The sequence below is a fragment of the Enterococcus sp. DIV1937 genome, assembly GCF_050535975.1.
GTDB classification, from domain to species: Bacteria; Bacillota; Bacilli; order Lactobacillales; family Enterococcaceae; genus Enterococcus; species Enterococcus faecalis.
This window is the reverse complement of the sequence record NZ_CP172909.1, coordinates 1,439,721-1,465,694: the sequence shown is the minus strand read 5'-3', so window position 1 is coordinate 1,465,694 and position 25,974 is coordinate 1,439,721. Positions and strand designations below refer to the sequence as shown.

The following is a 25,974-nucleotide window of genomic DNA, read 5'->3' as shown; positions in this document are numbered from 1 at the left end:
AAATGAAAGCTTGGGACGAAGGTCGTTTAGACAACAGGTTCCAAGCTTTCGCTTTTAAAAAAGATAAATTGGGATTAATTCTGTTACAAAAAACTCTTTTTTACTATTGGGCATATTCAATTACAGATAACTTGTGCTATGCTAGAATAAAAAGTGCAGTCGCTATAAGGAGTAGGTTATGAAATCAATTGTCGAAAAGTTAAACTTAACGAAGTATCAGCAACTAGTTATTTTAAATAGACCACAGGGAGAGTATCTATCTGAATTTGCTTCAGCCGCGCAGCAATTACCCTCAGAACCAGTTGAGCTGATTTTTGCATTTGTGAAAACAATGGCGGAATTTCAAGAGATTGTTTCAATGGTGATTGAAGGTCAACATTTAGTAGAAAATGGGTTGTTATATGTGGCTTATCCGAAAAAAGGCAATAAAATGTATCCAACCTTTGTCCACCGAGATGAAATTTTTCCAACATTACAAGTAAACGAGGCAGATGGGTATATTAAAGGCTCAACCTTAAAATTTAATCGCATGGTTAGTTTAGATGAGACTTTTACGGTTGTCGGCATGAAGAATGTTCTTAAAAAGCTAGCGAAGAATCAGACCAGTTCTGCTGTTGGGGATTATGTTCAATATTTACCGGAAATTGAAGCGTTGGTACAAACAGAACCAGCTGCTGCAGCGACATTCGCTGCATTAACGCCTGGTTATCAAAAAGAGTGGGCGCGGTATGTATTTAGTGCAAAGCGAGCGGAGACACGGAAAAAGCGGCAAACTGAAATGTTAGTCATTTTAAAAGAAGGCTATAAAACCAAAGCTCTTTATCAGCAAAGGAAGAAATAATGGCGCAGTCAATTGAAACAGTTACAGCATACATCGAAACAGTTGAACCAAAATGGCGAATTGCTTATCAGCAAGTATTAGACGTCGTTTCGCAAAATTTGCCAGCAGGATTTGAATTAACGATGCAATATGGCATGCCAACCTTTGTTGTGCCGCTTTCAGTATTTCCAGAAGGCTATCTTAACCGTGGTGATGAACCGTTACCATTTATCAGCTTAGGCGCTACTAAAAGGCAAGTAGCTTTATATCACATGGGATTAATGGGAAATGAAGCCGTCCGAAGTTGGTTTCAAGAAGCCTATCAGGAACAAGTGTCAACAAAGCTAAACATGGGGAAAAGTTGTCTTCGCTTCACTAATCCTAAGCGAATACCCTATGAACTAATTGGCGAATTAGTAACAAAAATCACGCTTGAAGAATGGCTGCAACAGTATCAACACTACCAAAAGAAAAAGAAGAATTATTAGGAGGAACCACATGTTATTAGGATCACACGTTAGTATGAGTGGCAAGAAAATGCTATTAGGCTCTGCCGAGGAAGCGGCTAGTTATGGCTCAACAACCTTTATGATTTATACAGGTGCGCCACAAAACACGCGTCGGAAACCGATTGAAGAAATGAATATTGAAGCTGGGCAAGCTTTTATGAAGGAACACAATTTAAGTAATATCGTCGTTCATGCCCCGTATATTATTAATTTAGGTAATACAATTAAAACGGAAAATTTCGGTTTTGCCGTAGACTTTTTGCGTCAAGAAATTGAGCGAGCACAAGCGTTGGGAGCAACGCAAATCACGTTACATCCAGGTGCGCATGTTGGTGCAGGTCCAGAAGCCGGCATTAAACAAATTGTTAAAGGTCTAAACGAAGTCTTGTGGAAAGAGCAAATCCCTCAAATCGCTTTAGAAACAATGGCTGGTAAAGGAACCGAAATCGGCCGTACGTTTGACGAACTAGCTGCGATTATTGACGGAGTTACGCTAAATGATAAGCTTTCTGTCACTCTGGATACTTGCCACATTAATGATGCAGGGTATAATGTAAAAGATGATTTTGATGGCGTATTAGTTGAATTTGATAAAATTATCGGATTGGATCGTTTAAAAGTTATTCATGTGAATGATTCTAAAAATCCTATGGGCTCACATAAAGATCGTCATGCCAATATTGGCTTTGGCACTATTGGTTTTGAAGCTTTAAACGGTGTGGTTCACCATGAAAAATTAGCTGCTTTACCAAAAATTTTAGAAACACCTTATGTCGGAGAAGACAAAAAAAATAAAAAGGCCCCTTACGGCTTTGAAATTGCGATGTTAAAAAATCAAACATTTGATCCAGAATTATTAGAAAAAATTCAAGGACAAAACTGAAGCAACAATCGCTCTTAAAGGTCCTATTGACATTTAAGAGCGTATATTTTTGACTTTTAATCACTATTTTGCAAAAAAATCAGACTTTTTTCATTATTTAAGAGAAATCCCGCAAAAAGAACTTTTCTTTTTTTGCTATTTCTAGTAAAATAATTCATTGAGAGCAAAACTATACGGAGAGGAGAGAGTTTCAATGGCAACAGGTTGGGTAGTATTAATCGCAGTAATCGCTTTATTAGTAGGCGCTGCAGGGGGCTTTTTCCTTGCACGCAAATATATGCAAGATTATTTCAAAAAAAATCCTCCCGTTAATGAGGATATGTTACGCATGATGATGGCATCAATGGGTCAAAAACCGTCAGAGAAAAAGGTTAGACAAATGATGCAACAAATGAAAAACCAAGGAAAATAGTAAAGGTTATTCAGGTAATCATGAATAAGTGTAAAAACGGGCTGATTTTCAGTCCGTTTTTTTGTTGTTTTGCGGGAGAATAGGATAATCTAGGAGGAAAAGAGCGAAACGTTTAATCAAAAACAACAATAACGAAGAAACCTTCTAGCTCGAAAGTAGTCTTCGTAGAACAACAAAGTAAAAGGAGGGACAACTGAATGTCCATATTCAAAAAATTAGGCTGGTTTTTTAAGCAAGAGAAAAAAAGTTATATTATTGGGGTTTTCTCATTAATGATGGTCGCTCTTGTTCAATTAGTCCCGCCCAAAGTTATTGGCGTCGTTGTAGATGAAATCGTTAACAAAGAAATTCGCTTAACGAAAATTATCGTGTGGGTTGCACTCTTGATTGGTGCTGGGCTTGCCCAATATCTTTTTCGCTATATTTGGCGGATGCATATTTGGGGGAGTGCGGCTCGTTTGGAAAAAGAGCTACGGACTCAATTATTTCATCATTTCACAAAAATGGATAGCATCTTTTATCAGAAATATCGGACAGGTGACTTGATGGCGCATGCAACCAATGATTTAAATGCCATCCAAAATGTGGCTGGAGCTGGGATTTTAACGTTTGCCGACTCTGTGATTACGGGAGGAACAACGATTATCGCAATGGTTCTATTTGTCGATTGGCGCTTAACATTAATTGCTTTATTACCGCTGCCTTTATTAGCCGTCACTTCACGAGTTCTAGGTTCTAAGTTGCATGATGCCTTTCGAGATTCACAAGCTGCTTTTTCAGCGATTAATGATAAAACACAAGAAAGTATTACTGGAATTAAAGTCATTAAAACATTTGGGCAAGAAAAAGAAGATCTTGCTGATTTTACAGAGAAAATTGATGATGCTATCGTCAAAAATAAACGAACGAACTTTTTAGATGCACTATTTGATCCGTTTATTACGCTGATTATTGGTGTTTCTTATGTTTTGACAATTATTATTGGTGGTCGTTTCATCATGAAAGGAACGATTAGTTTAGGTCAGTTGGTCTCTTTCATTGCCTATATTGGGATGCTAGTTTGGCCAATGTTTGCGATTGGGCGCTTATTTAATGTGTTAGAACGTGGGAATGCTAGTTACGATCGTGTGAACGAATTATTACATGAAAAAACGCATATTATCGAACGAAAAGATGCCATCAAAACAATGGCGCAAGGGACAATTTCAATGAAGATTGATTCTTTTTCTTATCCAAAAGAAGAGACGGTGGCGTTGGAAAATATCCAATTTTCGTTGCAAGAAGGAGAAACCTTGGGGATTGTTGGCAAAACAGGCGCTGGTAAAACCACTATTTTGAAATTGTTGATGCGTGAATATGACCAATACCAAGGAACGATTTCCTTTGGAAAACATAACATTAAAAATTACACATTAGATGCATTGATGGGTGCAATGGGGTACGTGCCACAGGACCATTTTCTCTTTTCCATGACGGTACGAGATAACATTCGTTTTGCTAAACCAGACTTGGAACAAGCAGCAGTTGAACAAGCGGCAGCATTAGCATTTATTAACCAAGAAATTAAAGCATTCCCTGAAGGCTATGACACAATGGTTGGGGAACGTGGCGTTTCGCTTTCTGGAGGACAAAAACAACGGATTTCTATTGCACGGGCCTTGATTGTTGAACCAGAATTGTTAATTTTAGACGATGCCTTATCTGCAGTCGATGCGAAGACTGAAGAGGCGATTTTATCAAATCTAAAAGAAACGCGCCAAGAAAAAACCACTATCATTACAGCGCATCGTTTAAGTAGTGTCATGTATGCAAAAGAAATCTTAGTGTTGGATGAAGGGAAAATTATTGAACGGGGGACGCATCAGGAGTTACTGGCTCAGAAGGGTTGGTATCAGCGGATGTGGGAAAAACAGCAATTAGAAGCGAAAATTGAAGGGAGTGAGAGTTAATGGAAGAAAAGTATCAATCCGAATGGTCCAGAGAGTTACCGCTGAAAGAACAATTAACGATTGTTCAGCGTTTGTTTCGTTTTGCCAAACCGTTTCGACGCATGTTTTACACAGCTATTCTCTTTGCATTTGGCTTATCAATTATCAATATTCTTTTGCCTAGAGTCATTCAAGTTTTTATGGATAATTATTTAACGCCTAAAACTGCTACAATGCAAGTGATTCTAACTTTTGCTGCTATTTATTTCTTTGGTGTCATTGTCAAAAGTATTGTTTGGTTTTTCCAATGGTATTTGTATTCGATGGCTTCTTTAAAAACGTATCAATATATACGAGTGAAATTATTTGAAAAATTACACACTTTAGGTATGCGTTATTTTGATCAAACACCAGCGGGTTCGACGGTGTCTCGTGTTACAAATGACACAGAAACATTGTTTGAATTCTGGTATGTATTCCTAATGGTGATTACAGGAATTTTTGCCGTAATCTCGTCATTTTTTGCAATGTTTCAACTCAGTCCAGAAATCTCATTTTATTGTCTAATTTTCTTGCCGATTTTATTAGTTGTGATTTGGTATTACCAAAAATTTAGTTCAAAATTATATCGCAGTATGCGGGAAAAATTAAGTCAATTAAACACCAAACTAAATGAATACATCTCTGGTATGCAAATCATTCAACAATTTCGCCAAGAAAAGCGTTTGGAAAAAGAATTTGAGGAAACCAATGATGATTATTTAAAAACACGAGTAGCAATGATTCGTATGAATTCGTTATTATTAAGTCCCATCATTAATTTGTTGTATACGTTAGCGATTGCATTGGCCTTAACTATGTTTGGCATCGATGCTTTACATTCTCCTGTAGAAGCGGGGATGATTTATGCTTTTGTAACGTATGTCCAAGCTTTTTTTAATCCGATGACGCAAATGATGGACTTCCTAAGTATCTTTACAGATGGGATTGTCGCAGGTAGTCGTATTTTAAAAATTATGGATACGGAAGAATTAACGCCGCAACAATCAGTAGGTGCGAATGGGGAAATTATTCGCGGGAAAATTGAATTTCGCAATGTTACTTTTTCTTATGACGGCAAAAACGAAGTATTGAAAAATATTAGCTTTGTCGCAAATCCCGGGGAAACCGTCGCTTTAGTCGGTCATACAGGAAGTGGTAAAAGTTCAATTATTAATGTACTCATGCGTTTCTATGAATTTTATGAAGGGCAGATTTTAATTGATGATCGAGACATTCGTGATTTTCCCATGACAGAATTACGGGAAAAGATGGGCTTGGTATTACAGGATGCTTTCATGTTTTATGGAGATATTGCTGGAAATATCCGTTTACTGAATCCCAATATTACAGATGAACAAATTAAACAGGCTGCGGAATTTGTTCAGGCAGATAAATTTATTCACACGTTACCCAATACCTATCATGCGAAAGTCATTGAACGAGGAGCGAGTTATTCTAGCGGGCAACGTCAATTAATTTCGTTTGCACGAACGATTGTGACTGATCCCAAAATTTTAGTTTTAGATGAAGCAACCGCTAATATTGATACAGAAACAGAAGGATTGATTCAAGAAGGATTAGCCAAAATGCGTCAAGGGAGAACGACAATTGCGATTGCGCATCGCCTTTCGACGATTCGTGATGCAAACTTGATTTTAGTTTTAGACAAAGGGCAGATTGTAGAACGAGGAACGCACGAAACGTTACTGGCAGAAGGTGGCCTTTATGCGGATATGTATCAGTTACAAAGTACGGAAGTTTAACGTAACAACAGAAAGAGTTAAATAACCCAAACAAAGGCATTTAGTGTTAGGAAATTCCTAATTCTAGGTGTCTTTGTAGCTCTTTAAATTGCAAAAAAGAATAGAAATGGTATGATATGAAGAGAGAAAAACAAACGAGGAAGTTAGGTGGAACTGTGAAGCCAGTTATAGTCAAAAATGTACGAATAGGTGAAGGGAATCCCAAAATTGTGGTGCCCATTGTTGCTCCAACAGCCGAGGATATTTTGGCCGAAGCAACGGCGAGCCAAACACTAGATTGTGATTTGGTAGAATGGCGTTTAGACTATTATGAAAATGTCGCTGATTTTTCCGATGTATGTAATCTTTCACAACAAGTAATGGAACGGTTGGGGCAAAAACCGTTATTGTTAACTTTTCGTACACAAAAAGAAGGCGGCGAAATGGCTTTTTCTGAGGAAAATTATTTTGCTTTGTATCATGAATTAGTGAAAAAGGGTGCGTTGGATTTATTAGATATTGAATTATTTGCGAATCCGCTGGCGGCAGATACGTTAATTCACGAAGCTAAAAAGGCGGGGATTAAAATTGTTCTCTGTAATCACGACTTTCAGAAAACACCATCGCAAGAGGAGATTGTCGCGCGGTTACGCCAAATGCAAATGCGTCAGGCAGATATTTGTAAAATAGCTGTGATGCCACAAGATGCGACAGATGTGCTTACGTTACTTTCAGCAACCAATGAAATGTACACCCATTATGCATCCGTTCCAATCGTTACTATGTCAATGGGACAGTTAGGGATGATTAGTCGCGTAACAGGTCAACTGTTCGGATCGGCACTAACTTTTGGCTCAGCCCAGCAAGCGTCTGCACCAGGCCAACTATCCGTACAAGTATTAAGAAATTATTTAAAGACATTCGAACAAAACAAGTGATTCAGAAGGTGAAAAAAGTGGCAAAGAAAAAAACACAACAAAAAACGAATGCGATGCGCATGGTAGAACAACATAAAGTACCATATAAAGAATATGAATTTGCTTGGAGCGAAGATCATTTAAGTGCAGAAAGTGTCGCTGAAAGTTTAGGTATTGAAAAAGGACGAATTTTTAAAACCTTGGTTACAGTAGGTAATAAAACAGGTCCAGTCGTGGCTGTCATTCCTGGTAATCAAGAATTAGATTTGAAAAAATTAGCGAAAGCTAGTGGCAACAAAAAGGTAGAAATGCTTCACTTAAAAGATTTAGAAGCAACCACAGGCTATATTCGTGGGGGCTGTTCACCAATTGGGATGAAAAAACAATTTCCCACCTATTTGGCTGAAGAAGCTCAACAATATTCTGCAATTATTGTTTCTGCAGGCAAACGTGGCATGCAAATTGAATTAGCTCCTGAAGCAATCCTTTCGCTAACCAATGGACAATTTGCGGAAATAACGACAAAAGAATAAGTGGCTATAAGAAGAAGTCGAGACAGAACCGTTTATCTGTTTTTAAACGTGGAGCAAAAATCACTTGGAATTTTTGCTCCACGTGTTTAATTATCAAATTAATAAAGGAAAAGCATTAAGTAAACAGTGCTACTTTTTATTGGAATAAAATTTTTGTAATGCTTGCCGTGCAAGCATATCGGCCGCTTTGTTTTGACTTTCAGGTAGCCATTTGATTAAGAGCAAAGGAAAATTCTTTTCTAGTTGTTGATATTCTGCTAAATAAGGCTGGTACTTTTCGTTTTTAGCATAGTTTTTTTCAATTGTTTGGACAACAATTTTACTATCTGAGTGGAGAAGAACGGTTTGTTGATTGTCTTCATTGGCAATCGCTTGTTTTAAAGCTTCAATCAGCACTTTAAATTCGGCTTCGTGATTACTAACAATGCCTAAAGGCACATGCAATTGTTGCCGCGATTGGTCGGTGAGGTAAACGATACCGCCGCCAGATTCACCTGGATTGCCTTTTGTTGCAGCATCTACATAAATTCTTAACATAAAATTACTCCTAATTTCTTTTTGTTCTTAAAAAAAGTATGTTACTATTATAACATATTAAATTTAGCGGCGTTGATCCAGAAGTAGTGAGGGCACTTTATGAAAAAACAGAAATTTTATTGGCAGCCAGAATTAGCATCAACAATTATTTACTGGTCTTGCACATTTTGTATATTATTTATTAGTTTAATTTTAGCATTGGAAAATAATGGTCCTTACTTGATTAGTAATCTGGTGATGGTTCCATTTTTTGTGTTTGCTTATCTAGGAATTGCGCGGTCTTTTAACATGACAGAAACATCTTTAATTGTCAGAGATGTTTTGTGGTTTCGCAAAAAAGCACTTCCACTTTCTCAGATAGAAAAAGTAACCTACAATGAAAAAAGCATCGAAATTTTTTCCTCAGAATTTAAGGAAGGCTCAAAAGTCTTTTTAATGAAAAAGAAAACGATTCCGTTATTTCTTGAGGCACTTAAGGTAAAAAAGCCTGAATTGAAGGTAGCAGAAGATCATTCTTTGGGCCTTCATAAAAAAGAAGAAAAAAACAAGAGTGAGTCATAAGTCGAAACGACTGGTGACCCACTCTCAAAATCTTAAAAGAATCAGCTGAAACAAACGCTACGTTTACTTACTTTTTGGAGCAAAGCGTTGATGGTTCAGCTTTTTTAGTTATCTATTTTTTTGACATGTGCTGCTTGTAGCCCACGATTGCCTTCCATTATCTCGAACTCTACAGATTGATTCTCATCAAGTGATTTGAATCCGTCACCTTCTATAGCAGTGAAGTGGACAAAAATCTCATCTTCTTCGTTGTAAACGATAAAACCATAACCTTTTCTGTTATCGAACCATTTGACAATTCCTTTTTGCATCCAATTCACGCTCCTTTTAGATTTGTAAAGACACTTTCATTATACGAGAAAAGGCTACCAAACGTCAATGGTTGGGTTGTTTAAAAAAGGTTATTCTAGCCATTCTATTCAATACAAGCTATAATTTAAAAGAAACAATGTGTCACAAAGACGATAAAGAATTGAAAAGGGGTCCGTTATGAAGACAGATATTAACATTGCACAAGCAGCAACATTAAAACCTATTCAAGAGATTGCCGAAACAATCGGTCTTTCAGAAGATTCGCTAGAACTTTATGGGAAATACAAAGCGAAAATAGATTTTCCAACGCTTCAATCCTTAGAAGCGCAACCAGAAGGTAAATTAATCCTCGTTACGTCGATTAATCCAACGCCAGCAGGAGAAGGAAAGTCAACCGTGACCATTGGTTTAGGAGATGCATTAAATCAAATCAATAAAAAAACAGTTATTGCCCTAAGAGAACCATCATTAGGTCCTGTGATGGGGATTAAAGGTGGCGCAACAGGTGGTGGTTACGCACAAGTATTACCAATGGAAGAAATCAATTTGCATTTTACTGGTGATATGCATGCGATTACGACAGCCAATAATGCCTTAGCTGCGTTACTAGATAATCATTTACAGCAAGGAAATGAATTAAAGATTGATTCTCGACGGGTGATTTGGAAACGGGCAGTGGATCTAAATGATCGTGCGCTCAGACAGGTCGTTGTTGGTTTAGGCGGTCCTTTCCAAGGTGTACCAAGAGAAGACGGTTTCGATATTACTGTGGCAAGCGAAATTATGGCGATTCTTTGTTTAGCGCAAAATTTAACGGACTTAAAAGAACGCTTAAGTCGGATTATTGTCGCCTATAATGACCAAAGAGAGCCGGTGACGGTTAAAGATTTAAACGTGGCAGGTGCCCTGACTTTATTATTAAAAGACGCCTTAAAACCTAATTTAGTTCAAACGATTGAAGGAACTCCAGCTTTTGTTCACGGTGGTCCTTTTGCCAATATCGCTCATGGATGTAACAGTATTTTAGCGACAAAAACAGCTTTGCATCTAGGGGATTATGTCGTAACAGAAGCAGGTTTTGGTGGCGACTTGGGTGGCGAAAAATTTTTAGATATTAAAGTACCTTCTTTAGGAAAAGCACCCGATGCCGTTGTGATTGTGGCAACGATTCGCGCGTTGAAAATGCATGGCGGTTTGGCGAAAGATCAGTTAGCAGAAGAAAATTTACCAGCGTTACAAAAAGGCTTTACCAACTTAGAAAAACATATTCAAAACATGCAACGTTATGATGTACCAGTAGTTGTTGCAATTAATGAGTTTACACAGGATACAGAGAAGGAAATTCAACTGTTGAAAGAAGCTTGCCAAGCGTTAGGCGTGCCCGTCGAGTTAACAAGTGTTTGGGCGCAAGGTGGCGCAGGTGGCACGAACCTAGCGAAAACAGTAGTAGCAGAGATTGAAGCCAATACAAAACAGTTTCAACCTTTATATAATCATCGCCAAACTATTGAAGAAAAAATTCAAGCCATTGTACAAACGATTTACGGCGGGGAACAGGCGATTTTTTCTCCGAAAGCGCAAAAGCAAATCGCAGACTTTACAAAAAATGGTTGGGATCAATTACCAATTTGCATGGCGAAGACACAGTATTCACTTTCTGACGATCCTCAAAAATTAGGACGGCCAGAAGGATTTACGATTACGATTCGTGAGCTAGTTCCAAAAATCGGTGCAGGGTTTATCGTGGCGTTAACGGGTGACATTTTAACGATGCCTGGCTTGCCGAAGGTTCCTGCTGCGTTAAATATGGATGTGGACGAAACGGGTCAAGCGAGCGGTCTCTTTTAAAGCCGCTCTTTCCTGAGACCTATTTTTAGTATATACTTGAAAGTAGCTCAATAAAAAATAATGACGGAAATTTATTGCGTAGTTTATTATAAGGAGCAACGACTATGGGGGAACGAGCAGATACATTTTTAGCACACTTTAATCGCATTGAAAAGTGGATGAGAGAGAGACTGAACAATCCTGTCAATATGGGATTCAGTGAAATGACAAGACGTCTTTCCCGAAAAGAAAAAGGACAGATTGCTCAATTTGAAGAGGATTTGCTTCAAATGGCTCAGTTAAGAAATGCCATCGTTCATGAGCGAATTGCTGATGATTTTGTAATTGCAGAGCCAAACGAATGGGCAGTTCAACGAATTGAAACGATTGAACAAGCTTTAACAAAACCAGAAAAAGTAGTGCCTAAATTTGCGAAACGTGTTACAGCTTTTGAAATCACCACTTCTTTAGAAACGTTATTAACGATTATTGCAAAAAAACAATATTCCCAATTTCCGATTTATGAAAAAGGTGTATTTAAAGGATTAATCACGGTTCGAGGGATTGGTGTATGGTTTGCCATTGAGAGCACCAAAGGCGAAGTTCACATTGCCAACCGAACGGTGCGAGAATTGTTGGCATCAAATTATAAACGCAGCAACTATCAATTTGTTTCAATTGAAGCAACCGTTTTTGAAGTTGAACAAATGTTTCGGGAGCAGCCACGCTTAGAAGCTGTGCTTATTAGTAAAAGTGGCCATCCTAATGGTGAGTTAGTAGGCATTGTTCGACCAAGAGATTTAGCAAGTATTCATAGAGAAAAGGAATGACGCGATTGTTAGTAGTATATTTTTTAATCAGTGCCTTATTAGTAGGGCTTGACCAATGGAGCAAATATTTGACGGTCCAAAACATTTCTTTGGGTGAAACAAAAGAATTCATTCCTGGATTTTTGTCGCTGACCCATTTAAGAAATACCGGAGCCGCTTGGAGCTTATTAGAAGGAAAGATGATATTCTTTTATGTCATCACAGTAATTGTTAGTGTCGTGATTATTTATTTATTAATTAAGAATTATAAAAAAAGTATCTGGTATTCTGTAGGTTTATCTTTTGTCTTAGCAGGTGCCATTGGGAATTTTATTGATCGTGTACGTTTAGGCTACGTGGTGGACATGCTCCAAACGGATTTTATGAATTTTCCTATTTTTAATGTTGCAGATAGTACGTTAGTGGTCGGCGTTATTTGTATATTTATTTATTTGATTTTAGATGAAAAAGCAGCAAAGGAAGGCAAAAATGGAACAAATTAACGTAACGATTCAAACAGAAAAAGGCCGGATTGACAAAGTATTAAGTGAACATTTACCCAATCATTCCCGCTCGCAAATTCAACAATGGTTAAAAGAAAAACACGTAACAGTTAACGGTGAAACGGTCCGCGCAAATTACAAAGTTACAGCAGGCGATGAAATTGTTGTAACAATTCCTGAACCAGAAGTTCTAGATATGGTAGCAGAGGATATTCCTTTGACCATTGTTTATGAAGACAATGATGTGATTGTCGTCAACAAACCTCAAGGCATGGTTGTTCATCCTTCGGTAGGGCATCCCAATGGTACATTAGTGAACGCGTTACTTCATCATGCGGATCACTTATCGGCGATTAATGATGTGGTGCGACCGGGAATTGTTCATCGAATTGATAAAGATACTTCGGGGCTATTGATGGTGGCTAAAAATGATCAAGCCCATGAATCATTAGCGAAACAGCTAAAAGAAAAAACATCATTACGTAAATACGTTGCCTTGGTCCACGGTGTTATTCCTCACGATAAGGGAGAGATAAATGCGCCTATTGGTCGTTCCAAGGTTGACCGCAAAATGCAAGCGGTCATTGAAGGCGGTAAAGAAGCAGTCACGCATTTTACTGTTTTAGAGCGTTTTGATGCATTTACCTTAGTTGAATTACAACTAGAAACAGGCCGGACACATCAAATCCGTGTTCACATGAAATATATCGGTTATCCATTAGCTGGAGATCCATTATATGGACCGAAAAAAACATTGCCTGGCAATGGACAATTTTTACATGCGAAGTTATTAGGCTTTACACATCCTACTACAGGTGAACAATTAGTCTTTGAAGCACCTTTACCAGAAGTTTTTGAAAAAACTTTACACCAATTAAGAAATAATCATTGATTTTTTTCTGAAGAAGAGGTAAACTCTTTTTTAAGAAGAAAAATAACTAAATAACTGTAACCTTTAAGTTTAGTCCCGTGAGGCTAAGAAGGAATCATGCAAAAGAACACTAGGTGCGCTTAGTTAGTAAGTTGTGTGGGCTACATGGTACCCTTGTACCTTTTTAAACTGTAACCAACATCCTCCTATCCTCATACGGGTAGGAGGATTTTTTGTTGGAAAAAATAACAGGACAATTTCAATAAAAATCCACTTATTTTTCAGCTGCTCAATTGAAGGAAGAATCGCTGACCCCAAGACAGCGAGGACGTAGATAAAAAAGAAATGAGGAGGAAATTATTATGCCAAAGAAAGAAGTTGTTGACGCAGTCACAATGAAACGAGCGCTTACTCGAATCTCGTATGAAATTATTGAAAGAAACAAAGGAATTCAAGACATTGTTTTAGTAGGAATTAAAACGCGTGGGATATACATTGCACAACGTCTAGCCGAACGCTTAAAACAATTAGAAGATATTGACGTGCCAGTTGGTGAATTAGATATTACTTTGTATCGTGATGATGTGAAAGATATGGAGGAACCTGAATTACATTCTTCTGACGTACCAGTCTCAATTGAAGGTAAAGAAGTTATTTTAGTGGATGATGTCTTGTACACGGGCCGGACCATTCGTGCTGCGATGGACGCTGTTATGGATTTAGGTCGTCCAAGAAAAATCTCTTTAGCAGTCTTAGTAGATCGTGGGCATCGGGAACTACCGATTCGTGCCGATTATGTAGGGAAAAATATTCCAACATCAAAAACTGAGGAAATTATTGTGGAAATGGAAGAGCGTGACGGCGCAGATCGTATTATGATCAGTAAAGGAAACGAATAAAAAGGAGTGAACAACGTTGTCAGAAAAAGAATTTCGAAATGAGGATGCAGTCTTAGATATTAAAGACAGACCGCAAGCTTTTCACTGGGTTGGCCTAAGTTTACAACATTTATTTACGATGTTTGGTGCAACGGTTTTAGTACCAATCTTAGTAGGAATTGACCCAGGGATTGCGTTAGTCAGTTCAGGATTAGGAACAATGGTCTATCTGATTACTACAAAAGGAAAAATCCCCGCTTATCTTGGCAGTAGCTTTGCTTTTATTGCAGCGATGCAGATGTTAATGAAGAGTGATGGTTATCCAGCCATTGCCCAAGGTGCTATGACAACCGGCTTGGTATACCTAATCGTTTCATTAATCATTAAAAAAATTGGTTCCGACTGGTTGGATAAAATTTTACCGCCTATCGTTGTAGGACCTGTCGTGATGGTTATCGGTTTAGGCTTGGCAGCTAATGCCGCAAATAACGCAATGTATAACAACAACGTTTATGATTTTAAATATATTGCCGTAGCCTTAATTACTTTAGGCTTAACCATTTTTTACAACATGTTTTTCAAAGGCTTCCTAGGATTAATTCCAATTCTTTTGGGAATTGTTAGTGGGTACCTAGTCGCTTTAGCTTTCGGAATTATTGACTTAACCCCTATTAAAGAAGCTGCTTGGTTTGCTTTACCGAATTTTGAAGTACCTTTTGTTCAATATGAACCGAAATTGTATTTAAATGCCATTACAACAATGGCACCAATTGCTTTTGTAACAATGACAGAACATATTGGTCATTTAATGGTCTTGAATAAATTAACCAAGCGCAACTTTTTCCAAGACCCAGGCTTATCTAAAACTTTAATGGGAGATGGCTTAGCGCAAATTGTAGCAGGTTTTGTTGGTGGACCACCAGTTACAAGTTATGGTGAAAATATCGGCGTGCTGGCAATTACAAGAGTACACAGTGTCTTCGTGATTGGTGGAGCCGCGGTGTTCGCTGTAGCTTTAGGATTTGTTGGAAAATTAAGTGCCTTGATTCTAAGTATCCCAGGACCAGTTATTTCAGGAATTAGTTTCGTCTTGTTCGGTGTGATTGCCGCAAGTGGTTTGAAAATCTTAATCGATAATAAGATTAATTTTGATAAGAAAAAGAATTTATTGATTGCTTCAGTAATTTTAGTCATCGGCATTGGTGGCTTAGTCTTCAAAGTAGGAACCTTTGAATTGTCTTCAATGGCATTAGCAACTGTCTTAGGAATTGTTTTGAATTTAATTTTACCGGAAAACGCACGTAGCGAAGAACAGTAGGAGGACTGTACGAATGATTATTACATCTGAACGAATTAGTTTAAAACATCTTTTAACTGCTGAGGCTTTAACCGACCGTGAAGTCATGGGGTTAATCCGTCGCGCAGGAGAATTTAAACAGGGGGCAAAATGGCACCCAGAAGAACGTCAATATTTTGCAACAAACTTGTTTTTTGAAAATAGTACTCGAACACATAAAAGTTTTGAGGTAGCTGAGAAAAAATTAGGCTTAGAAGTGATTGAGTTTGAAGCAAGTAGAAGTTCTGTTCAAAAAGGAGAAACGTTATACGACACAGTACTAACGATGTCGGCAATTGGTGTAGATGTAGCAGTCATTCGTCATGGTAAAGAAAATTATTACGATGAATTGATTCAAAGTAAAACGATTCAATGTTCTATTATTAACGGTGGGGACGGGAGTGGACAACACCCTACACAATGTTTATTGGATCTGATGACCATTTATGAAGAATTTGGTGGATTTGAAGGCTTGAAAGTGGCGATTGTGGGAGATATTACACATTCTCGCGTTGCTAAATCAAATATGCAGTTATTAAACCGTTTAGGCGCTGAAATTTATTTTTCAGGTCCAGAAGAGTGGTACGATCATCAGTTTGATGTCTATGGACAATATGTGCCATTAGATGAAATTGTTGAAAAAGTCGATGTGATGATGTTGCTTCGCGTGCAGCACGAACGTCATGATGGTAAGGAAAGTTTTTCAAAAGAAGGCTATCATTTGGAATATGGTTTAACCAACGAACGGGCAACTCGTTTACAGAAACACGCAATTATTATGCATCCAGCGCCAGTCAATCGGGATGTTGAACTGGCAGATGAATTAGTGGAAAGTCTGCAATCAAGAATCGTCGCGCAAATGAGTAACGGAGTCTTTATGCGCATGGCAATTTTAGAAGCAATTTTACATGGAAAGGCCTAGGTGGAGAAATGAAGACGTTAATTAAGAATGGAAAAATCATCAAAAAAGAGAATCAATTGATTGAGGCAGCACTTTGGCTAGAAAATGGTGTGATTCACGCAATCGGAGAATCGTTTGACGAAGCAGATTTTGAGCAAGTGTTTGATGCGAAAGGGCAACTAATCACGCCAGGCTTGGTGGATGTGCATGTTCACTTTAGAGAACCAGGCTTTACGTATAAAGAAACGATTAAAACGGGTAGTAAAGCTGCTGCTCGCGGTGGTTTTACTACGGTTTGCGCAATGCCCAATTTGAATCCAGTACCAGATACGGCTGAAAAATTAAGTGAGGTTTACGACTTAATTCAAAAAGATGCAGTCGTGAAAGTTTTACAATATGCCCCCATTACAGAAGAGCTACGGAGTGAAGTTTTAACCAATCAGAAGGCCTTAAAAGAAGCGGGCGCCTTTGCATTTACGAATGATGGTGTTGGTGTCCAAACGGCAGGAACGATGTACTTAGCCATGAAAGAAGCGGCTGCATTAAATATGGCGCTTGTTGCGCACACGGAAGATGAATCTTTATTATTTGGTGGTGTGATGCATGAAGGAGAAGTTTCTAAGAAATTAGGCTTACCAGGGATTTTAAGTGCAACGGAAGCTTCACAAATTGCTCGGGATATTACTTTAGCAAAAGAAACAGGCGTTCATTATCATGTTTGTCATGTTTCAACAGAAGAAAGCGTGCGCGTTATTCGAGATGCTAAAAAAGCAGGGATTCACGTAACAGCCGAAGTTTCGCCACACCATTTAATTTTAGTCGATGAGGATATTCCTGGTGACGAAGGGTTTTGGAAAATGAACCCGCCATTACGTGGTTTAGCAGATCGACAAGCATTGATTGACGGCTTGTTAGATGGCACGATTGACTGTATTGCTACCGACCATGCGCCCCATGGTTTAGAAGAAAAACAACAATCATTTTTAAACGCACCTTTTGGCATTGTCGGTAGTGAAACGGCCTTCCAATTGATTTATACGAACTTTGTCGAAACAGGCATTTTCACATTAGAACAAGTGATTGATTGGATGGCAGTGAAACCGGCAGAAATTTTTGGATTAAACGCAGGAACACTAACAATTGGTGCACCAGCAGACATTGCAGTTTTTGACTTAGCAACAGCTGCACCAATTGATGCAGAAGCATTTGAATCAATGGCTGTCAATACACCATTTACAGGGTGGACAGTCAAAGGAAAGACACTTATGACATTTGTTGACGGAGCATTAGCTTGGTCGGAGGAGGCGCAGTAGGTTTGAAAAGGTTATTGATTTTAGAAGACGGAACAGTATTTGAAGGAAAAGCGTTTGGTGCAGAAGGCAATGTAGTAGGAGAAGTTGTTTTTACTACTGGCATGACAGGTTACCAAGAAGCAATTACTGACCAAAGTTTTAATGGACAAATGATTACTTTTACGTATCCATTAGTTGGAAATTACGGGGTCAACCGAGATGATTATGAATCCATTGCACCAACCTGTAAAGGTGTCATTGTTAAAGAGCATGCGCGGGTTGCTTCAAATTGGCGTCAACAAATGACCTTGGATGAATTTTTAAAGCGCAAAGGGATTCCGGGAATTTCAGGAATTGATACGCGTGCGCTGACTCGTAAGTTACGATCAGTTGGAACAATGAAAGGGAGCATCATTGATGCCGTGGATGATTTGCCGCATGCGTTTGATCAATTAAAAGCGACAGTCATGCCGAAAAATCAAGTGGCACAAGTCTCCACCACTAAGCCTTATCCGAGTCCAGGTATTGGGCGTAATGTAGTCGTCGTTGATTTTGGGTTGAAACATAGTATTTTGCGAGAATTATCAAAACGGCAATGCAACTTAACCGTGTTGCCTTATAATACAACGGCCGAAGAGATTTTAGAATTAAGTCCCGATGGTGTCATGTTGACAAATGGGCCTGGAGATCCCAAAGATGTGCCTGAAGCTATTGAAATGATTCAAGCAATCCAAGGAAAAGTTCCAATTTTCGGCATCTGCTTAGGTCATCAGTTATTTTCATTAGCAAATGGTGCGGATACGTATAAGATGAAGTTTGGACATCGCGGTTTGAATCATCCTGTACGAGAAATTGCAACAGGACGCATTGATTTCACTTCACAAAACCACGGATATGCCGTAGATGAAGCAACAATTGATCCAGAAAAATTACTTGTGACCCACGTGGAAGTCAATGATGGAACGGTTGAAGGCGTGCGTCATCGAGATTATCCAGCTTTTACTGTGCAATATCACCCAGATGCGGCTCCAGGACCGCACGATGGTCTTCATTTATTTGACGAATTTATGGAATTAATGGATGCATGGAAGGAGCAAAACTAATGCCAAAACGAACGGACATCAAGAAAATCATGGTGATTGGTTCAGGACCAATCATTATTGGACAAGCAGCAGAATTTGACTATGCAGGCACACAAGCCTGTTTAGCGCTAAAAGAAGAAGGGTATGAAGTTGTCTTAGTAAACTCAAATCCAGCGACTATCATGACCGATAAGGAAATCGCGGATCATGTTTATATCGAACCGATTACTTTAGAATTTGTTTCAAGAATTTTGCGAAAAGAACGTCCTGATGCTCTTCTACCAACATTAGGTGGTCAAACTGGATTAAATATGGCGATGGAATTATCGGAATCAGGAATTTTAGATGAGCTAAATGTAGAATTGCTAGGAACAAAGCTCAGTGCGATTGACCAAGCGGAAGACCGTGATTTATTTAAACAATTGATGGAAGAATTAGAACAACCGATTCCAGAAAGTGAAATTGTCAATACGGTGGAACAAGCCGTGGCTTTTGCCAAACGAATTGGCTATCCAATTATCGTTCGTCCCGCATTTACTTTAGGTGGAACAGGCGGCGGCATGTGTGATACAGAAGAAGAACTCCGTCAGATTGCCGAAAACGGTCTGAAATTATCACCAGTTACACAATGTTTAATTGAAAAAAGTATTGCTGGTTTTAAAGAAATTGAATATGAAGTGATGCGTGATTCGGCTGATAATGCGATTGTGGTTTGTAACATGGAAAACTTTGATCCTGTCGGCATTCACACTGGGGATTCGATTGTTTTTGCTCCGAGTCAAACCTTATCAGATTATGAATACCAAATGTTGCGAGATGCGTCCTTGAAAATTATTCGTGCATTAAAAATTGAAGGTGGCTGTAATGTTCAATTAGCTTTGGACCCGCATAGCTTTAATTATTATGTGATTGAAGTTAATCCTCGTGTTTCTCGCTCATCTGCACTTGCTAGTAAAGCCACAGGGTATCCCATTGCGAAGTTAGCTGCAAAAATTGCTGTTGGTTTAACATTAGATGAAATGAAAAATCCAGTTACTGGAACCACTTATGCCGAATTTGAACCGGCTTTGGACTATGTTGTTTCCAAAATTCCTCGTTGGCCTTTTGATAAATTTGAAAAAGGTGCTCGAGAACTAGGAACGCAAATGAAAGCAACCGGGGAAGTCATGGCAATTGGCCGCAATATTGAAGAATCCTTATTAAAAGCAGTTCGTTCTTTAGAAATTGGTGCTTATCACAACGAGTTAGCAGAACTAAGTCATGTCAGTGATTTAGAATTAACGAAGAAAATGGTCCATGCGCAAGATGATCGATTGTTCTACTTATCAGAAGCCATTCGCAGAGGATATAGCATCGAAGAATTACAAAGTTTAACGAAAATTGATTTATTCTTCTTGGATAAACTTTTACACATTATCGAAATTGAAACGACCCTTGAAAGTCACGTGGACAACGTAGCTGTTTTGAAAGAAGCCAAACAAAATGGTTTTTCTGATCGGAAAATTGCGGCACTTTGGGGCCAAACAGAACAAGCCATCGCTGACTTCCGCAGAGCCAATCAAATTGTGCCCGTCTATAAAATGGTGGATACGTGTGCTGCAGAGTTTGAATCACATACGCCTTATTTTTATAGCACGTATGAAGTGGAAAACGAAAGCAATGTTTCGAAAAAGCCTTCTGTACTAGTATTAGGTTCTGGTCCCATTCGCATTGGTCAAGGGGTCGAGTTTGATTATGCAACGGTTCATTCTGTCAAAGCGATCCAAGCGGCTGGTTATGAAGCAATTATTATGAATAGTAATCCTGAAACAGTTTCAACAGATTTCTCTGTTTCTGATAAATTATACTTTGAGCCATTAACTTTAGAAGACGTCATGAATGTGATTGATTTAGAAAATCCGATTGGCGTGATCGTCCAATTTGGTGGACAAACAGCGATTAATTTAGCTGAGCCGCTCACAAAACAAGGCGTTAAAATTCTTGGAACAACGATTGAAGATTTAGATCGTGCGGAAAATCGTGATTTATTTGAACAAGCTTTGCAAGAGTTAGCGATTCCTCAACCACCAGGAGATACGGCCACAAGTGCAGAAGAAGCAATCGTGATTGCTGATCGTATCGGCTATCCCGTTTTAGTGCGTCCAAGTTATGTTTTAGGTGGTCGTGCAATGGAAATTGTCGAAAATCAAAAGGATTTGGAAGATTATATGCGACATGCAGTCAAAGCTTCTCCAGAACATCCTGTCTTAGTTGATAGCTATTTATTGGGACAAGAATGTGAAGTTGATGCCATTTGTGATGGTGAAACAGTACTAATTCCAGGGATTATGGAACATATTGAACGGGCTGGCGTTCATTCTGGTGATTCAATGGCGGTTTATCCACCGCAGTATCTTTCTCAAGAAATTCAAGCAACGATTGCCGATTATACAAAAAAACTGGCACTTGGTTTAAACTGTGTAGGCATGATGAATATTCAATTTGTTATTCATGAAAATCGTGTTTATGTGATTGAAGTGAATCCTCGTGCGAGTCGAACAGTTCCTTTCTTAAGTAAAATCACAGGGATTCCGATGGCCCAAGTTGCTACAAAAGCGATTCTTGGTGAGAAACTGACTGACCTAGGATATCAAGATGGATTATATCCTGAAAGTAAACAAGTTCATGTGAAAGCCCCTGTATTCTCCTTTACGAAACTACAAAAAGTAGATACGTACTTAGGGCCTGAAATGAAATCAACTGGGGAAGTTATGGGTAGTGATTATTATTTAGAAAAAGCCTTGTATAAAGCCTTTGAAGCATCTGGCTTGCATTTGCCAAGTTATGGGGCTGTACTTTTCACCATTGCTGATGAAACAAAAGAAGAGGCGTTAGAAATTGCTAAGCGTTTTTCAGCAATTGGCTATAGTTTAGTCGCAACGGAAGGAACCGCTGACTTTTTAGCGAAGCATCAGTTGCCTGTTAAGAAAGTGACGAAAATTTCTAATCCTGAAGGGGAAACCGTGCTGGATGTCATTCGTAATGGGAATGCACAAGTGGTAATCAATACCATGGATAAAAATCGTTCCAGTGCCAACCAAGATGGGTTTTCAATCCGTCGGGAAGCAGTCGAACATGGGATTCCATTGTTTACCTCGCTTGACACAGCGAATGCGATTTTAAAAGTTTTAGAATCAAGAGCCTTTACGACAGAAGCCATTTAAGCAAAAATCTGGAACAATCGTCTGAGGAGGACTGTTCCAGATTCTTTTACGAAGAAATAGAAAATCATTTATAGGGGAATCAGAGAATAAAGGAGTGAAGGATACTGATGCAGAGAAAGCAAGAAATGATGACCATTGTAGCTCAAAAACAGTTAGCGCCACGGATTTATCAGTTAGACTTACAAGGCGAGTTAGTGAAAGAGATGACACGACCTGGACAGTTTGTGCATATCAAGGTTCCGCGTGCAGATTTACTTTTGCGGCGACCGATTAGCATCAACCAAATTGATCATTCGAATGAAACCTGTCGTTTGATTTATCGAGTCGAAGGCGCTGGAACGGAAGTGTTTGCCACCATGAAGGCTGGTGAACAATTAGATATTTTAGGTCCTTTAGGAAACGGCTTTGATATAACTACCGTAGCAGCTGGTCAAACTGCTTTTATCGTTGGCGGAGGAATCGGGATTCCCCCATTGTATGAATTATCAAAACAACTCAATGAAAAAGGCGTGAAAGTGATTCATTTTCTTGGTTATGCATCAAAAGAGGTTGCTTATTACCAACAAGAATTTATGGCATTAGGAGAAACACATTTTGCCACAGATGACGGCTCGTTTGGCGCTCATGGCAACGTGGGCCGTTTATTGTCAGAAGCGTTAGCAAAAGGACGGATCCCTGATGCAGTGTATGCTTGTGGTGCGAATGGTATGTTAAAAGCAATTGATTCTTTATTTCCAACACATCCACACGTTTACCTTTCTTTAGAAGAACGGATGGCCTGTGGAATTGGGGCCTGTTATGCCTGCGTTTGCCATAAAAAAGGAGACACTACTGGAGCAAAAAGTGTCAAGGTCTGTGATGAAGGTCCGATTTTTAAAGCAAGTGAGGTTATCTTATGATGAAAAATCCTTTAGCTGTTTCAATTCCAGGTTTAACATTAAAAAATCCAATTATTCCCGCCAGTGGTTGCTTTGGGTTCGGGGAAGAATATGCTAACTATTATGACCTTGATCAATTAGGTTCAATTATGATTAAGGCAACAACGCCCCAAGCACGATATGGAAATCCCACACCACGTGTAGCTGAAACACCTAGTGGTATGCTAAATGCCATTGGATTGCAGAATCCAGGTTTAGAAGTGGTTATGCAAGAAAAATTACCGAAATTAGAAAAATACCCTAACTTACCGATTATCGCAAATGTTGCAGGTGCTTGCGAAGAAGACTATGTGGCTGTTTGCGCAAAAATTGGGCAAGCGCCTAACGTCAAAGCAATTGAATTGAATATTTCCTGTCCTAATGTGAAACATGGCGGCATAGCTTTTGGTACAGATCCAGAGGTTGCTTTTCAATTAACACAAGCAGTCAAAAAAGTCGCCTCTGTTCCGATTTATGTTAAACTATCACCAAACGTAACGGACATTGTGCCGATCGCCCAAGCAATTGAAGCAGGGGGCGCAGACGGTTTTTCTATGATTAATACATTGCTAGGGATGCGCATTGATTTAAAAACGAGAAAACCTATTTTAGCCAATCAAACTGGCGGACTATCTGGCCCAGCCATTAAACCTGTTGCCATTCGCTTAATCCGACAAGTAGCCAGTGTTTCTCAGTTGCCAATTATTGGAATGGGCGGTGTTCAAACAGTGGACGATGTCTTGGAAATGTTCATGGCAGGTGCTAGCGCTGTCGGGGTTGGTACGGCCAACTTTACAGATCCATATATTTGTCCGAAGTTGATTGACGGATTACCTAAGCGAATGGAAGAGTTAGGTATTGAATCGTTGGAACAATTAATTAAAGAAGTGAGAGAGGGGCAGCAAAATGCACGATAGACCAATTATTGCGTTAGATTTTCCCACGCAAAAAGAAGTGGCTGTTTTTTTAGAAAAATTCCCTAAGGAAGAAGCCTTGTTTGTTAAAGTGGGGATGGAACTTTTTTACGCAGAAGGACCAGCGATTGTTCGCTGGCTTAAAGAACAAGGACACGATGTTTTCTTGGATTTAAAATTACATGATATTCCGAATACTGTGGAAAAAGCGATGACAAATTTAGCAAAATTAGGCGTTGCCATTACCAATGTCCATGCAGCAGGGGGCGTTCGAATGATGCAAGCAGCTAAGGAAGGTCTAATCAAAGGGACTCAGCCAGGCGCTAAGGTTCCTGAGTTAATTGCTGTAACCCAGTTGACTTCTACTAGTGAAGAAGAGATGCAGCACGATCAATTAATCAACGTTCCTTTAGAGACAAGTGTCATTCATTATGCTAAATGTGCGGAAAAAGCGGGTCTGGATGGCGTGGTTTGTTCAGCATTAGAAGCACGTGGTATTCAAGAAGCAACCAAGCAAACGTTTATTTGCTTAACACCTGGTATTCGTCCAGCAGGAAGTGCAGTAGGTGACCAACAACGGGTCGTTACGCCGCAACATGCTCGCGAAATCGGGTCCACATATATCGTTGTTGGCCGACCTATTACCCAAGCAGAAAATCCTTATGAAGCCTATCAAGAAATCAAAAAAGACTGGAGCGGAAAGTAACATGACAAAAGTAGCAAAAAAGATTGCCAAAGATTTATTAGATATTGAAGCGGTATTTTTAAACCCTAATGAGCCTTTTACTTGGGCTAGTGGCATAAAAAGCCCGATTTATTGTGATAACCGTATCACGATGAGTTATCCTGCTGTGCGTAAAGAAATTGCAGAAGGCTTAGCGGCAAAAATTAAAGAGACTTTCCCAGAAGTCGAAGTGATTGCTGGGACAGCTACCGCAGGGATTCCACATGCGGCATGGGTAGCCGATATTTTAGGATTACCAATGGTTTATATCCGCAGTAAAGCCAAAGATCACGGCAAAGGGAATCAAATTGAAGGCCGAATTTCTGAAGGACAAAAAATGGTAGTTATCGAAGATTTAATTTCAACCGGCGGTAGCGTGTTAGAAGCGGCAGAAGCGGCGGAACGTGAAGGAGCAACGGTTTTAGGCGTTGCGGCAATCTTCACTTATGAGTTACCCAAAGGAACGGCAAATTTTGCAGATAAACAGATGACGTTACTAACGTTAACCAATTATTCAACTTTAATTGATGCTGCATTAGAAGCAAATTATATCGAAGAAAAAGATGTTACCTTATTACAAGAATGGAAAAAAGATCCTGAAAACTGGGGCAAATAACCGTTGAACTAAAGATAGTTCTTGTCGTCTGATTTTTAGTGTCATTTTCAGTAACCAGATTTAACGGTAGGAGAACTTAGGTCATTTGCCGAGGAGCGTAATGATCTAAGTTCTTTTGTTTGACGTAGAAAAGATGTTAGGATAGAGTTTTAACATGAGTTTTACCTGATTACTATGTGGAAATGAAGGAAGAGTGTATGAAAAAAATAAAAAATATGGACGTTGAATGGAGCTATACAGGCAACGATGGACCAGAACATTGGCATACGCTATGTGACTGGTTTGCAGAAGGTGCTAAGTTTGCTTATCAATCGCCAATTGCTTTAGAAAAAGAAAGTGCTGAGACAATAAATTCTCAGATTACGTTTCATTATAAAAAAGAAGAATTCACTGAAAAGGAATTCAAAAATACGTTTCATTTTGTACCACCAAATATGGAAAGTTACGTAATGTTTGAAAATGTTGCGTATCATTTAACCGATATCCATTTTCATATGCCTAGCGAACATTTGCTATCGGGAAAGCAGTATCCGCTAGAATTCCATTTGGTTCATATGAACGACGCTGGCGAAAATTTAGTTGTCGGTTGCCTGTTTACCATCACTGAGGAAGAAAATCGTTTTTCAGAAGCGAATCATCCGATGGACTGGGAAAACGGCACGCACCAACAATGGTTTAATCCGTCAATCTTTTTACCAGAGGAGCGTCTACACTACCATTATGTAGGCTCGTTAACAACACCGCCAACTAAGGGTCCAGTGAAATGGTTTGTATTTGATACCATTCAAAAAATGGATCAAGCTTTTTTAAATAAGATCAAGGAAGGTATGTTGGCCTTTAACAATCGGCCCCTTCAGCCGTTGAATGGGCGTAAGATTTATTTTTCAAATGATTAGTGTGTGGAG

At 39.0% G+C, this 25,974-nt stretch carries 27 protein-coding genes; 25 read left to right on the top strand and 2 right to left on the bottom strand.

Translation table 11 applies throughout. The features are described from left to right. Positions 1-2 precede the first annotated feature (2 nt). The 9 genes from IGL13_RS07120 to ybaK all read left to right on the top strand — a co-directional run bounded on the left by IGL13_RS07120 (position 3) and on the right by ybaK (position 7,786). A complete protein-coding gene (locus tag IGL13_RS07120; protein WP_002365741.1) occupies positions 3-182 on the top strand; it encodes a hypothetical protein in 180 nt (59 codons plus the stop codon). Continuing rightward, positions 179-841 carry a YdeI/OmpD-associated family protein gene (locus IGL13_RS07115; RefSeq protein ID WP_002369298.1) on the top strand — a complete coding sequence of 221 codons (663 nt, stop codon included), beginning with the start codon at positions 179-181 and terminating at the stop codon, positions 839-841. The genes IGL13_RS07120 and IGL13_RS07115 overlap by 4 nt, the downstream gene beginning before the upstream one ends. After that, positions 841-1,308, top strand: coding sequence for a DUF1801 domain-containing protein (locus tag IGL13_RS07110; RefSeq protein ID WP_002378382.1), 468 nt, complete (start codon positions 841-843; stop codon positions 1,306-1,308). Before IGL13_RS07115 ends, IGL13_RS07110 begins: the two co-directional genes overlap by 1 nt. 10 nt (positions 1,309-1,318) lie before the next feature. Continuing rightward, positions 1,319-2,212 carry a deoxyribonuclease IV gene (locus IGL13_RS07105; protein ID WP_002361913.1) on the top strand — a complete coding sequence of 298 codons (894 nt, stop codon included), beginning with the start codon at positions 1,319-1,321 and terminating at the stop codon, positions 2,210-2,212. 193 nt (positions 2,213-2,405) lie between these two features. Next, positions 2,406-2,624, top strand: a complete 219-nt coding sequence (locus IGL13_RS07100; RefSeq protein WP_002357397.1) for a YneF family protein — start codon at positions 2,406-2,408, stop codon at positions 2,622-2,624. Positions 2,625-2,821: 197 nt separating this feature from the next. Next, the gene (locus IGL13_RS07095; protein WP_194180171.1) at positions 2,822-4,573 is read left to right on the top strand and encodes an ABC transporter ATP-binding protein; all 1,752 of its coding nucleotides are present in this window, start codon (positions 2,822-2,824) and stop codon (positions 4,571-4,573) included. After that, positions 4,573-6,357, top strand: coding sequence for an ABC transporter ATP-binding protein (locus tag IGL13_RS07090; RefSeq protein ID WP_002374713.1), 1,785 nt, complete (start codon positions 4,573-4,575; stop codon positions 6,355-6,357). Before IGL13_RS07095 ends, IGL13_RS07090 begins: the two co-directional genes overlap by 1 nt. A 155-nt stretch (positions 6,358-6,512) precedes the next feature. After that, complete coding sequence (gene aroD, locus IGL13_RS07085; protein WP_002357400.1) at positions 6,513-7,274, top strand: type I 3-dehydroquinate dehydratase; 762 nt, start codon at positions 6,513-6,515, stop codon at positions 7,272-7,274. Further along, complete coding sequence (gene ybaK / locus IGL13_RS07080; RefSeq protein ID WP_002382387.1) at positions 7,271-7,786, top strand: Cys-tRNA(Pro) deacylase; 516 nt, start codon at positions 7,271-7,273, stop codon at positions 7,784-7,786. Before aroD ends, ybaK begins: the two co-directional genes overlap by 4 nt. 129 nt (positions 7,787-7,915) lie before the next feature. Here ybaK and IGL13_RS07075 read toward each other — a convergent pair whose 3' ends face one another. Further along, complete coding sequence (locus IGL13_RS07075) at positions 7,916-8,323, bottom strand: ribonuclease HI family protein (protein ID WP_002364051.1); 408 nt, start codon at positions 8,321-8,323, stop codon at positions 7,916-7,918. 99 nt (positions 8,324-8,422) lie between these two features. Here IGL13_RS07075 and IGL13_RS07070 point away from each other — a divergent pair, with 99 nt between their 5' ends. Next, complete coding sequence (locus tag IGL13_RS07070) at positions 8,423-8,884, top strand: EbsA family protein (protein ID WP_002357403.1); 462 nt, start codon at positions 8,423-8,425, stop codon at positions 8,882-8,884. A gap of 104 nt (positions 8,885-8,988) precedes the next feature. Here IGL13_RS07070 and IGL13_RS07065 read toward each other — a convergent pair whose 3' ends face one another. Continuing rightward, a complete protein-coding gene (locus IGL13_RS07065) occupies positions 8,989-9,195 on the bottom strand; it encodes a cold-shock protein (protein WP_002357404.1) in 207 nt (68 codons plus the stop codon). Positions 9,196-9,373: 178 nt separating this feature from the next. Here IGL13_RS07065 and IGL13_RS07060 point away from each other — a divergent pair, with 178 nt between their 5' ends. The 15 genes from IGL13_RS07060 to IGL13_RS06990 all read left to right on the top strand — a co-directional run bounded on the left by IGL13_RS07060 (position 9,374) and on the right by IGL13_RS06990 (position 25,965). Next, the gene (locus IGL13_RS07060) at positions 9,374-11,044 is read left to right on the top strand and encodes a formate--tetrahydrofolate ligase (protein WP_002378379.1); all 1,671 of its coding nucleotides are present in this window, start codon (positions 9,374-9,376) and stop codon (positions 11,042-11,044) included. Between the two features lie 104 nt (positions 11,045-11,148). After that, a complete protein-coding gene (locus tag IGL13_RS07055; RefSeq protein WP_002360173.1) occupies positions 11,149-11,853 on the top strand; it encodes a CBS domain-containing protein in 705 nt (234 codons plus the stop codon). Positions 11,854-11,858: 5 nt separating this feature from the next. Further along, positions 11,859-12,335, top strand: a complete 477-nt coding sequence (gene lspA / locus IGL13_RS07050) for a signal peptidase II (protein ID WP_002360174.1) — start codon at positions 11,859-11,861, stop codon at positions 12,333-12,335. Beyond that, on the top strand, positions 12,322-13,227 hold the full coding sequence (locus IGL13_RS07045) for an RluA family pseudouridine synthase (protein WP_002378378.1): 906 nt from the start codon (positions 12,322-12,324) through the stop codon (positions 13,225-13,227). Before lspA ends, IGL13_RS07045 begins: the two co-directional genes overlap by 14 nt. A gap of 338 nt (positions 13,228-13,565) precedes the next feature. Beyond that, positions 13,566-14,105, top strand: a complete 540-nt coding sequence (pyrR, locus tag IGL13_RS07040; protein ID WP_301280621.1) for a bifunctional pyr operon transcriptional regulator/uracil phosphoribosyltransferase PyrR — start codon at positions 13,566-13,568, stop codon at positions 14,103-14,105. Between the two features lie 16 nt (positions 14,106-14,121). Further along, positions 14,122-15,402 carry a solute carrier family 23 protein gene (locus IGL13_RS07035; RefSeq protein WP_002357410.1) on the top strand — a complete coding sequence of 427 codons (1,281 nt, stop codon included), beginning with the start codon at positions 14,122-14,124 and terminating at the stop codon, positions 15,400-15,402. 13 nt (positions 15,403-15,415) lie between these two features. Further along, positions 15,416-16,342, top strand: a complete 927-nt coding sequence (locus IGL13_RS07030) for an aspartate carbamoyltransferase catalytic subunit (RefSeq protein WP_002357411.1) — start codon at positions 15,416-15,418, stop codon at positions 16,340-16,342. Positions 16,343-16,350: 8 nt separating this feature from the next. Then, the gene (locus IGL13_RS07025; RefSeq protein WP_002364044.1) at positions 16,351-17,634 is read left to right on the top strand and encodes a dihydroorotase; all 1,284 of its coding nucleotides are present in this window, start codon (positions 16,351-16,353) and stop codon (positions 17,632-17,634) included. A gap of 2 nt (positions 17,635-17,636) precedes the next feature. Further along, positions 17,637-18,716 carry a carbamoyl phosphate synthase small subunit gene (locus IGL13_RS07020; RefSeq protein ID WP_002378377.1) on the top strand — a complete coding sequence of 360 codons (1,080 nt, stop codon included), beginning with the start codon at positions 17,637-17,639 and terminating at the stop codon, positions 18,714-18,716. Beyond that, positions 18,716-21,898, top strand: coding sequence for a carbamoyl-phosphate synthase large subunit (carB, locus tag IGL13_RS07015; RefSeq protein WP_002378376.1), 3,183 nt, complete (start codon positions 18,716-18,718; stop codon positions 21,896-21,898). The genes IGL13_RS07020 and carB overlap by 1 nt, the downstream gene beginning before the upstream one ends. A gap of 107 nt (positions 21,899-22,005) precedes the next feature. Further along, positions 22,006-22,797: a dihydroorotate dehydrogenase electron transfer subunit gene (locus IGL13_RS07010; RefSeq protein WP_002365731.1), complete on the top strand. Its 792-nt coding sequence runs from the start codon at positions 22,006-22,008 to the stop codon at positions 22,795-22,797. Continuing rightward, on the top strand, positions 22,794-23,732 hold the full coding sequence (locus IGL13_RS07005) for a dihydroorotate dehydrogenase (RefSeq protein ID WP_002369312.1): 939 nt from the start codon (positions 22,794-22,796) through the stop codon (positions 23,730-23,732). The genes IGL13_RS07010 and IGL13_RS07005 overlap by 4 nt, the downstream gene beginning before the upstream one ends. Further along, complete coding sequence (pyrF, locus tag IGL13_RS07000; protein ID WP_002374722.1) at positions 23,722-24,435, top strand: orotidine-5'-phosphate decarboxylase; 714 nt, start codon at positions 23,722-23,724, stop codon at positions 24,433-24,435. The genes IGL13_RS07005 and pyrF overlap by 11 nt, the downstream gene beginning before the upstream one ends. Position 24,436: 1 nt before the next feature. Then, on the top strand, positions 24,437-25,069 hold the full coding sequence (pyrE, locus tag IGL13_RS06995) for an orotate phosphoribosyltransferase (protein WP_002357418.1): 633 nt from the start codon (positions 24,437-24,439) through the stop codon (positions 25,067-25,069). A 182-nt stretch (positions 25,070-25,251) separates the two neighbouring features. After that, positions 25,252-25,965 carry a carbonic anhydrase gene (locus IGL13_RS06990; RefSeq protein ID WP_002401371.1) on the top strand — a complete coding sequence of 238 codons (714 nt, stop codon included), beginning with the start codon at positions 25,252-25,254 and terminating at the stop codon, positions 25,963-25,965. The last annotated feature ends 9 nt before the right edge of the window (positions 25,966-25,974 follow it).

What these genes read in the sequence shown, in the direction of transcription:
- IGL13_RS06990 (WP_002401371.1), top strand. Translation starts at nt 25,252, where the DNA reads ATGAAGGAAGAGTGTATGAAAAAAATAAAAAATATGGACGTTGAATGG.
- IGL13_RS07045 (WP_002378378.1), top strand. Translation starts at nt 12,322, where the DNA reads ATGGAACAAATTAACGTAACGATTCAAACAGAAAAAGGCCGGATTGAC.
- IGL13_RS07100 (WP_002357397.1), top strand. Translation starts at nt 2,406, where the DNA reads ATGGCAACAGGTTGGGTAGTATTAATCGCAGTAATCGCTTTATTAGTA.
- IGL13_RS07060 (WP_002378379.1), top strand. Translation starts at nt 9,374, where the DNA reads ATGAAGACAGATATTAACATTGCACAAGCAGCAACATTAAAACCTATT.
- IGL13_RS07070 (WP_002357403.1), top strand. Translation starts at nt 8,423, where the DNA reads ATGAAAAAACAGAAATTTTATTGGCAGCCAGAATTAGCATCAACAATT.
- IGL13_RS07090 (WP_002374713.1), top strand. Translation starts at nt 4,573, where the DNA reads ATGGAAGAAAAGTATCAATCCGAATGGTCCAGAGAGTTACCGCTGAAA.
- carB (WP_002378376.1), top strand. Translation starts at nt 18,716, where the DNA reads ATGCCAAAACGAACGGACATCAAGAAAATCATGGTGATTGGTTCAGGA.
- IGL13_RS07105 (WP_002361913.1), top strand. Translation starts at nt 1,319, where the DNA reads ATGTTATTAGGATCACACGTTAGTATGAGTGGCAAGAAAATGCTATTA.
- pyrE (WP_002357418.1), top strand. Translation starts at nt 24,437, where the DNA reads ATGACAAAAGTAGCAAAAAAGATTGCCAAAGATTTATTAGATATTGAA.
- IGL13_RS07030 (WP_002357411.1), top strand. Translation starts at nt 15,416, where the DNA reads ATGATTATTACATCTGAACGAATTAGTTTAAAACATCTTTTAACTGCT.
- IGL13_RS07025 (WP_002364044.1), top strand. Translation starts at nt 16,351, where the DNA reads ATGAAGACGTTAATTAAGAATGGAAAAATCATCAAAAAAGAGAATCAA.
- IGL13_RS07005 (WP_002369312.1), top strand. Translation starts at nt 22,794, where the DNA reads ATGATGAAAAATCCTTTAGCTGTTTCAATTCCAGGTTTAACATTAAAA.
- IGL13_RS07115 (WP_002369298.1), top strand. Translation starts at nt 179, where the DNA reads ATGAAATCAATTGTCGAAAAGTTAAACTTAACGAAGTATCAGCAACTA.
- IGL13_RS07075 (WP_002364051.1), bottom strand. Translation starts at nt 8,323, where the DNA reads ATGTTAAGAATTTATGTAGATGCTGCAACAAAAGGCAATCCAGGTGAA.
- IGL13_RS07095 (WP_194180171.1), top strand. Translation starts at nt 2,822, where the DNA reads ATGTCCATATTCAAAAAATTAGGCTGGTTTTTTAAGCAAGAGAAAAAA.
- IGL13_RS07055 (WP_002360173.1), top strand. Translation starts at nt 11,149, where the DNA reads ATGGGGGAACGAGCAGATACATTTTTAGCACACTTTAATCGCATTGAA.
- IGL13_RS07110 (WP_002378382.1), top strand. Translation starts at nt 841, where the DNA reads ATGGCGCAGTCAATTGAAACAGTTACAGCATACATCGAAACAGTTGAA.
- IGL13_RS07010 (WP_002365731.1), top strand. Translation starts at nt 22,006, where the DNA reads ATGCAGAGAAAGCAAGAAATGATGACCATTGTAGCTCAAAAACAGTTA.
- IGL13_RS07065 (WP_002357404.1), bottom strand. Translation starts at nt 9,195, where the DNA reads ATGCAAAAAGGAATTGTCAAATGGTTCGATAACAGAAAAGGTTATGGT.
- pyrF (WP_002374722.1), top strand. Translation starts at nt 23,722, where the DNA reads ATGCACGATAGACCAATTATTGCGTTAGATTTTCCCACGCAAAAAGAA.
- IGL13_RS07120 (WP_002365741.1), top strand. Translation starts at nt 3, where the DNA reads ATGAAAGCTTGGGACGAAGGTCGTTTAGACAACAGGTTCCAAGCTTTC.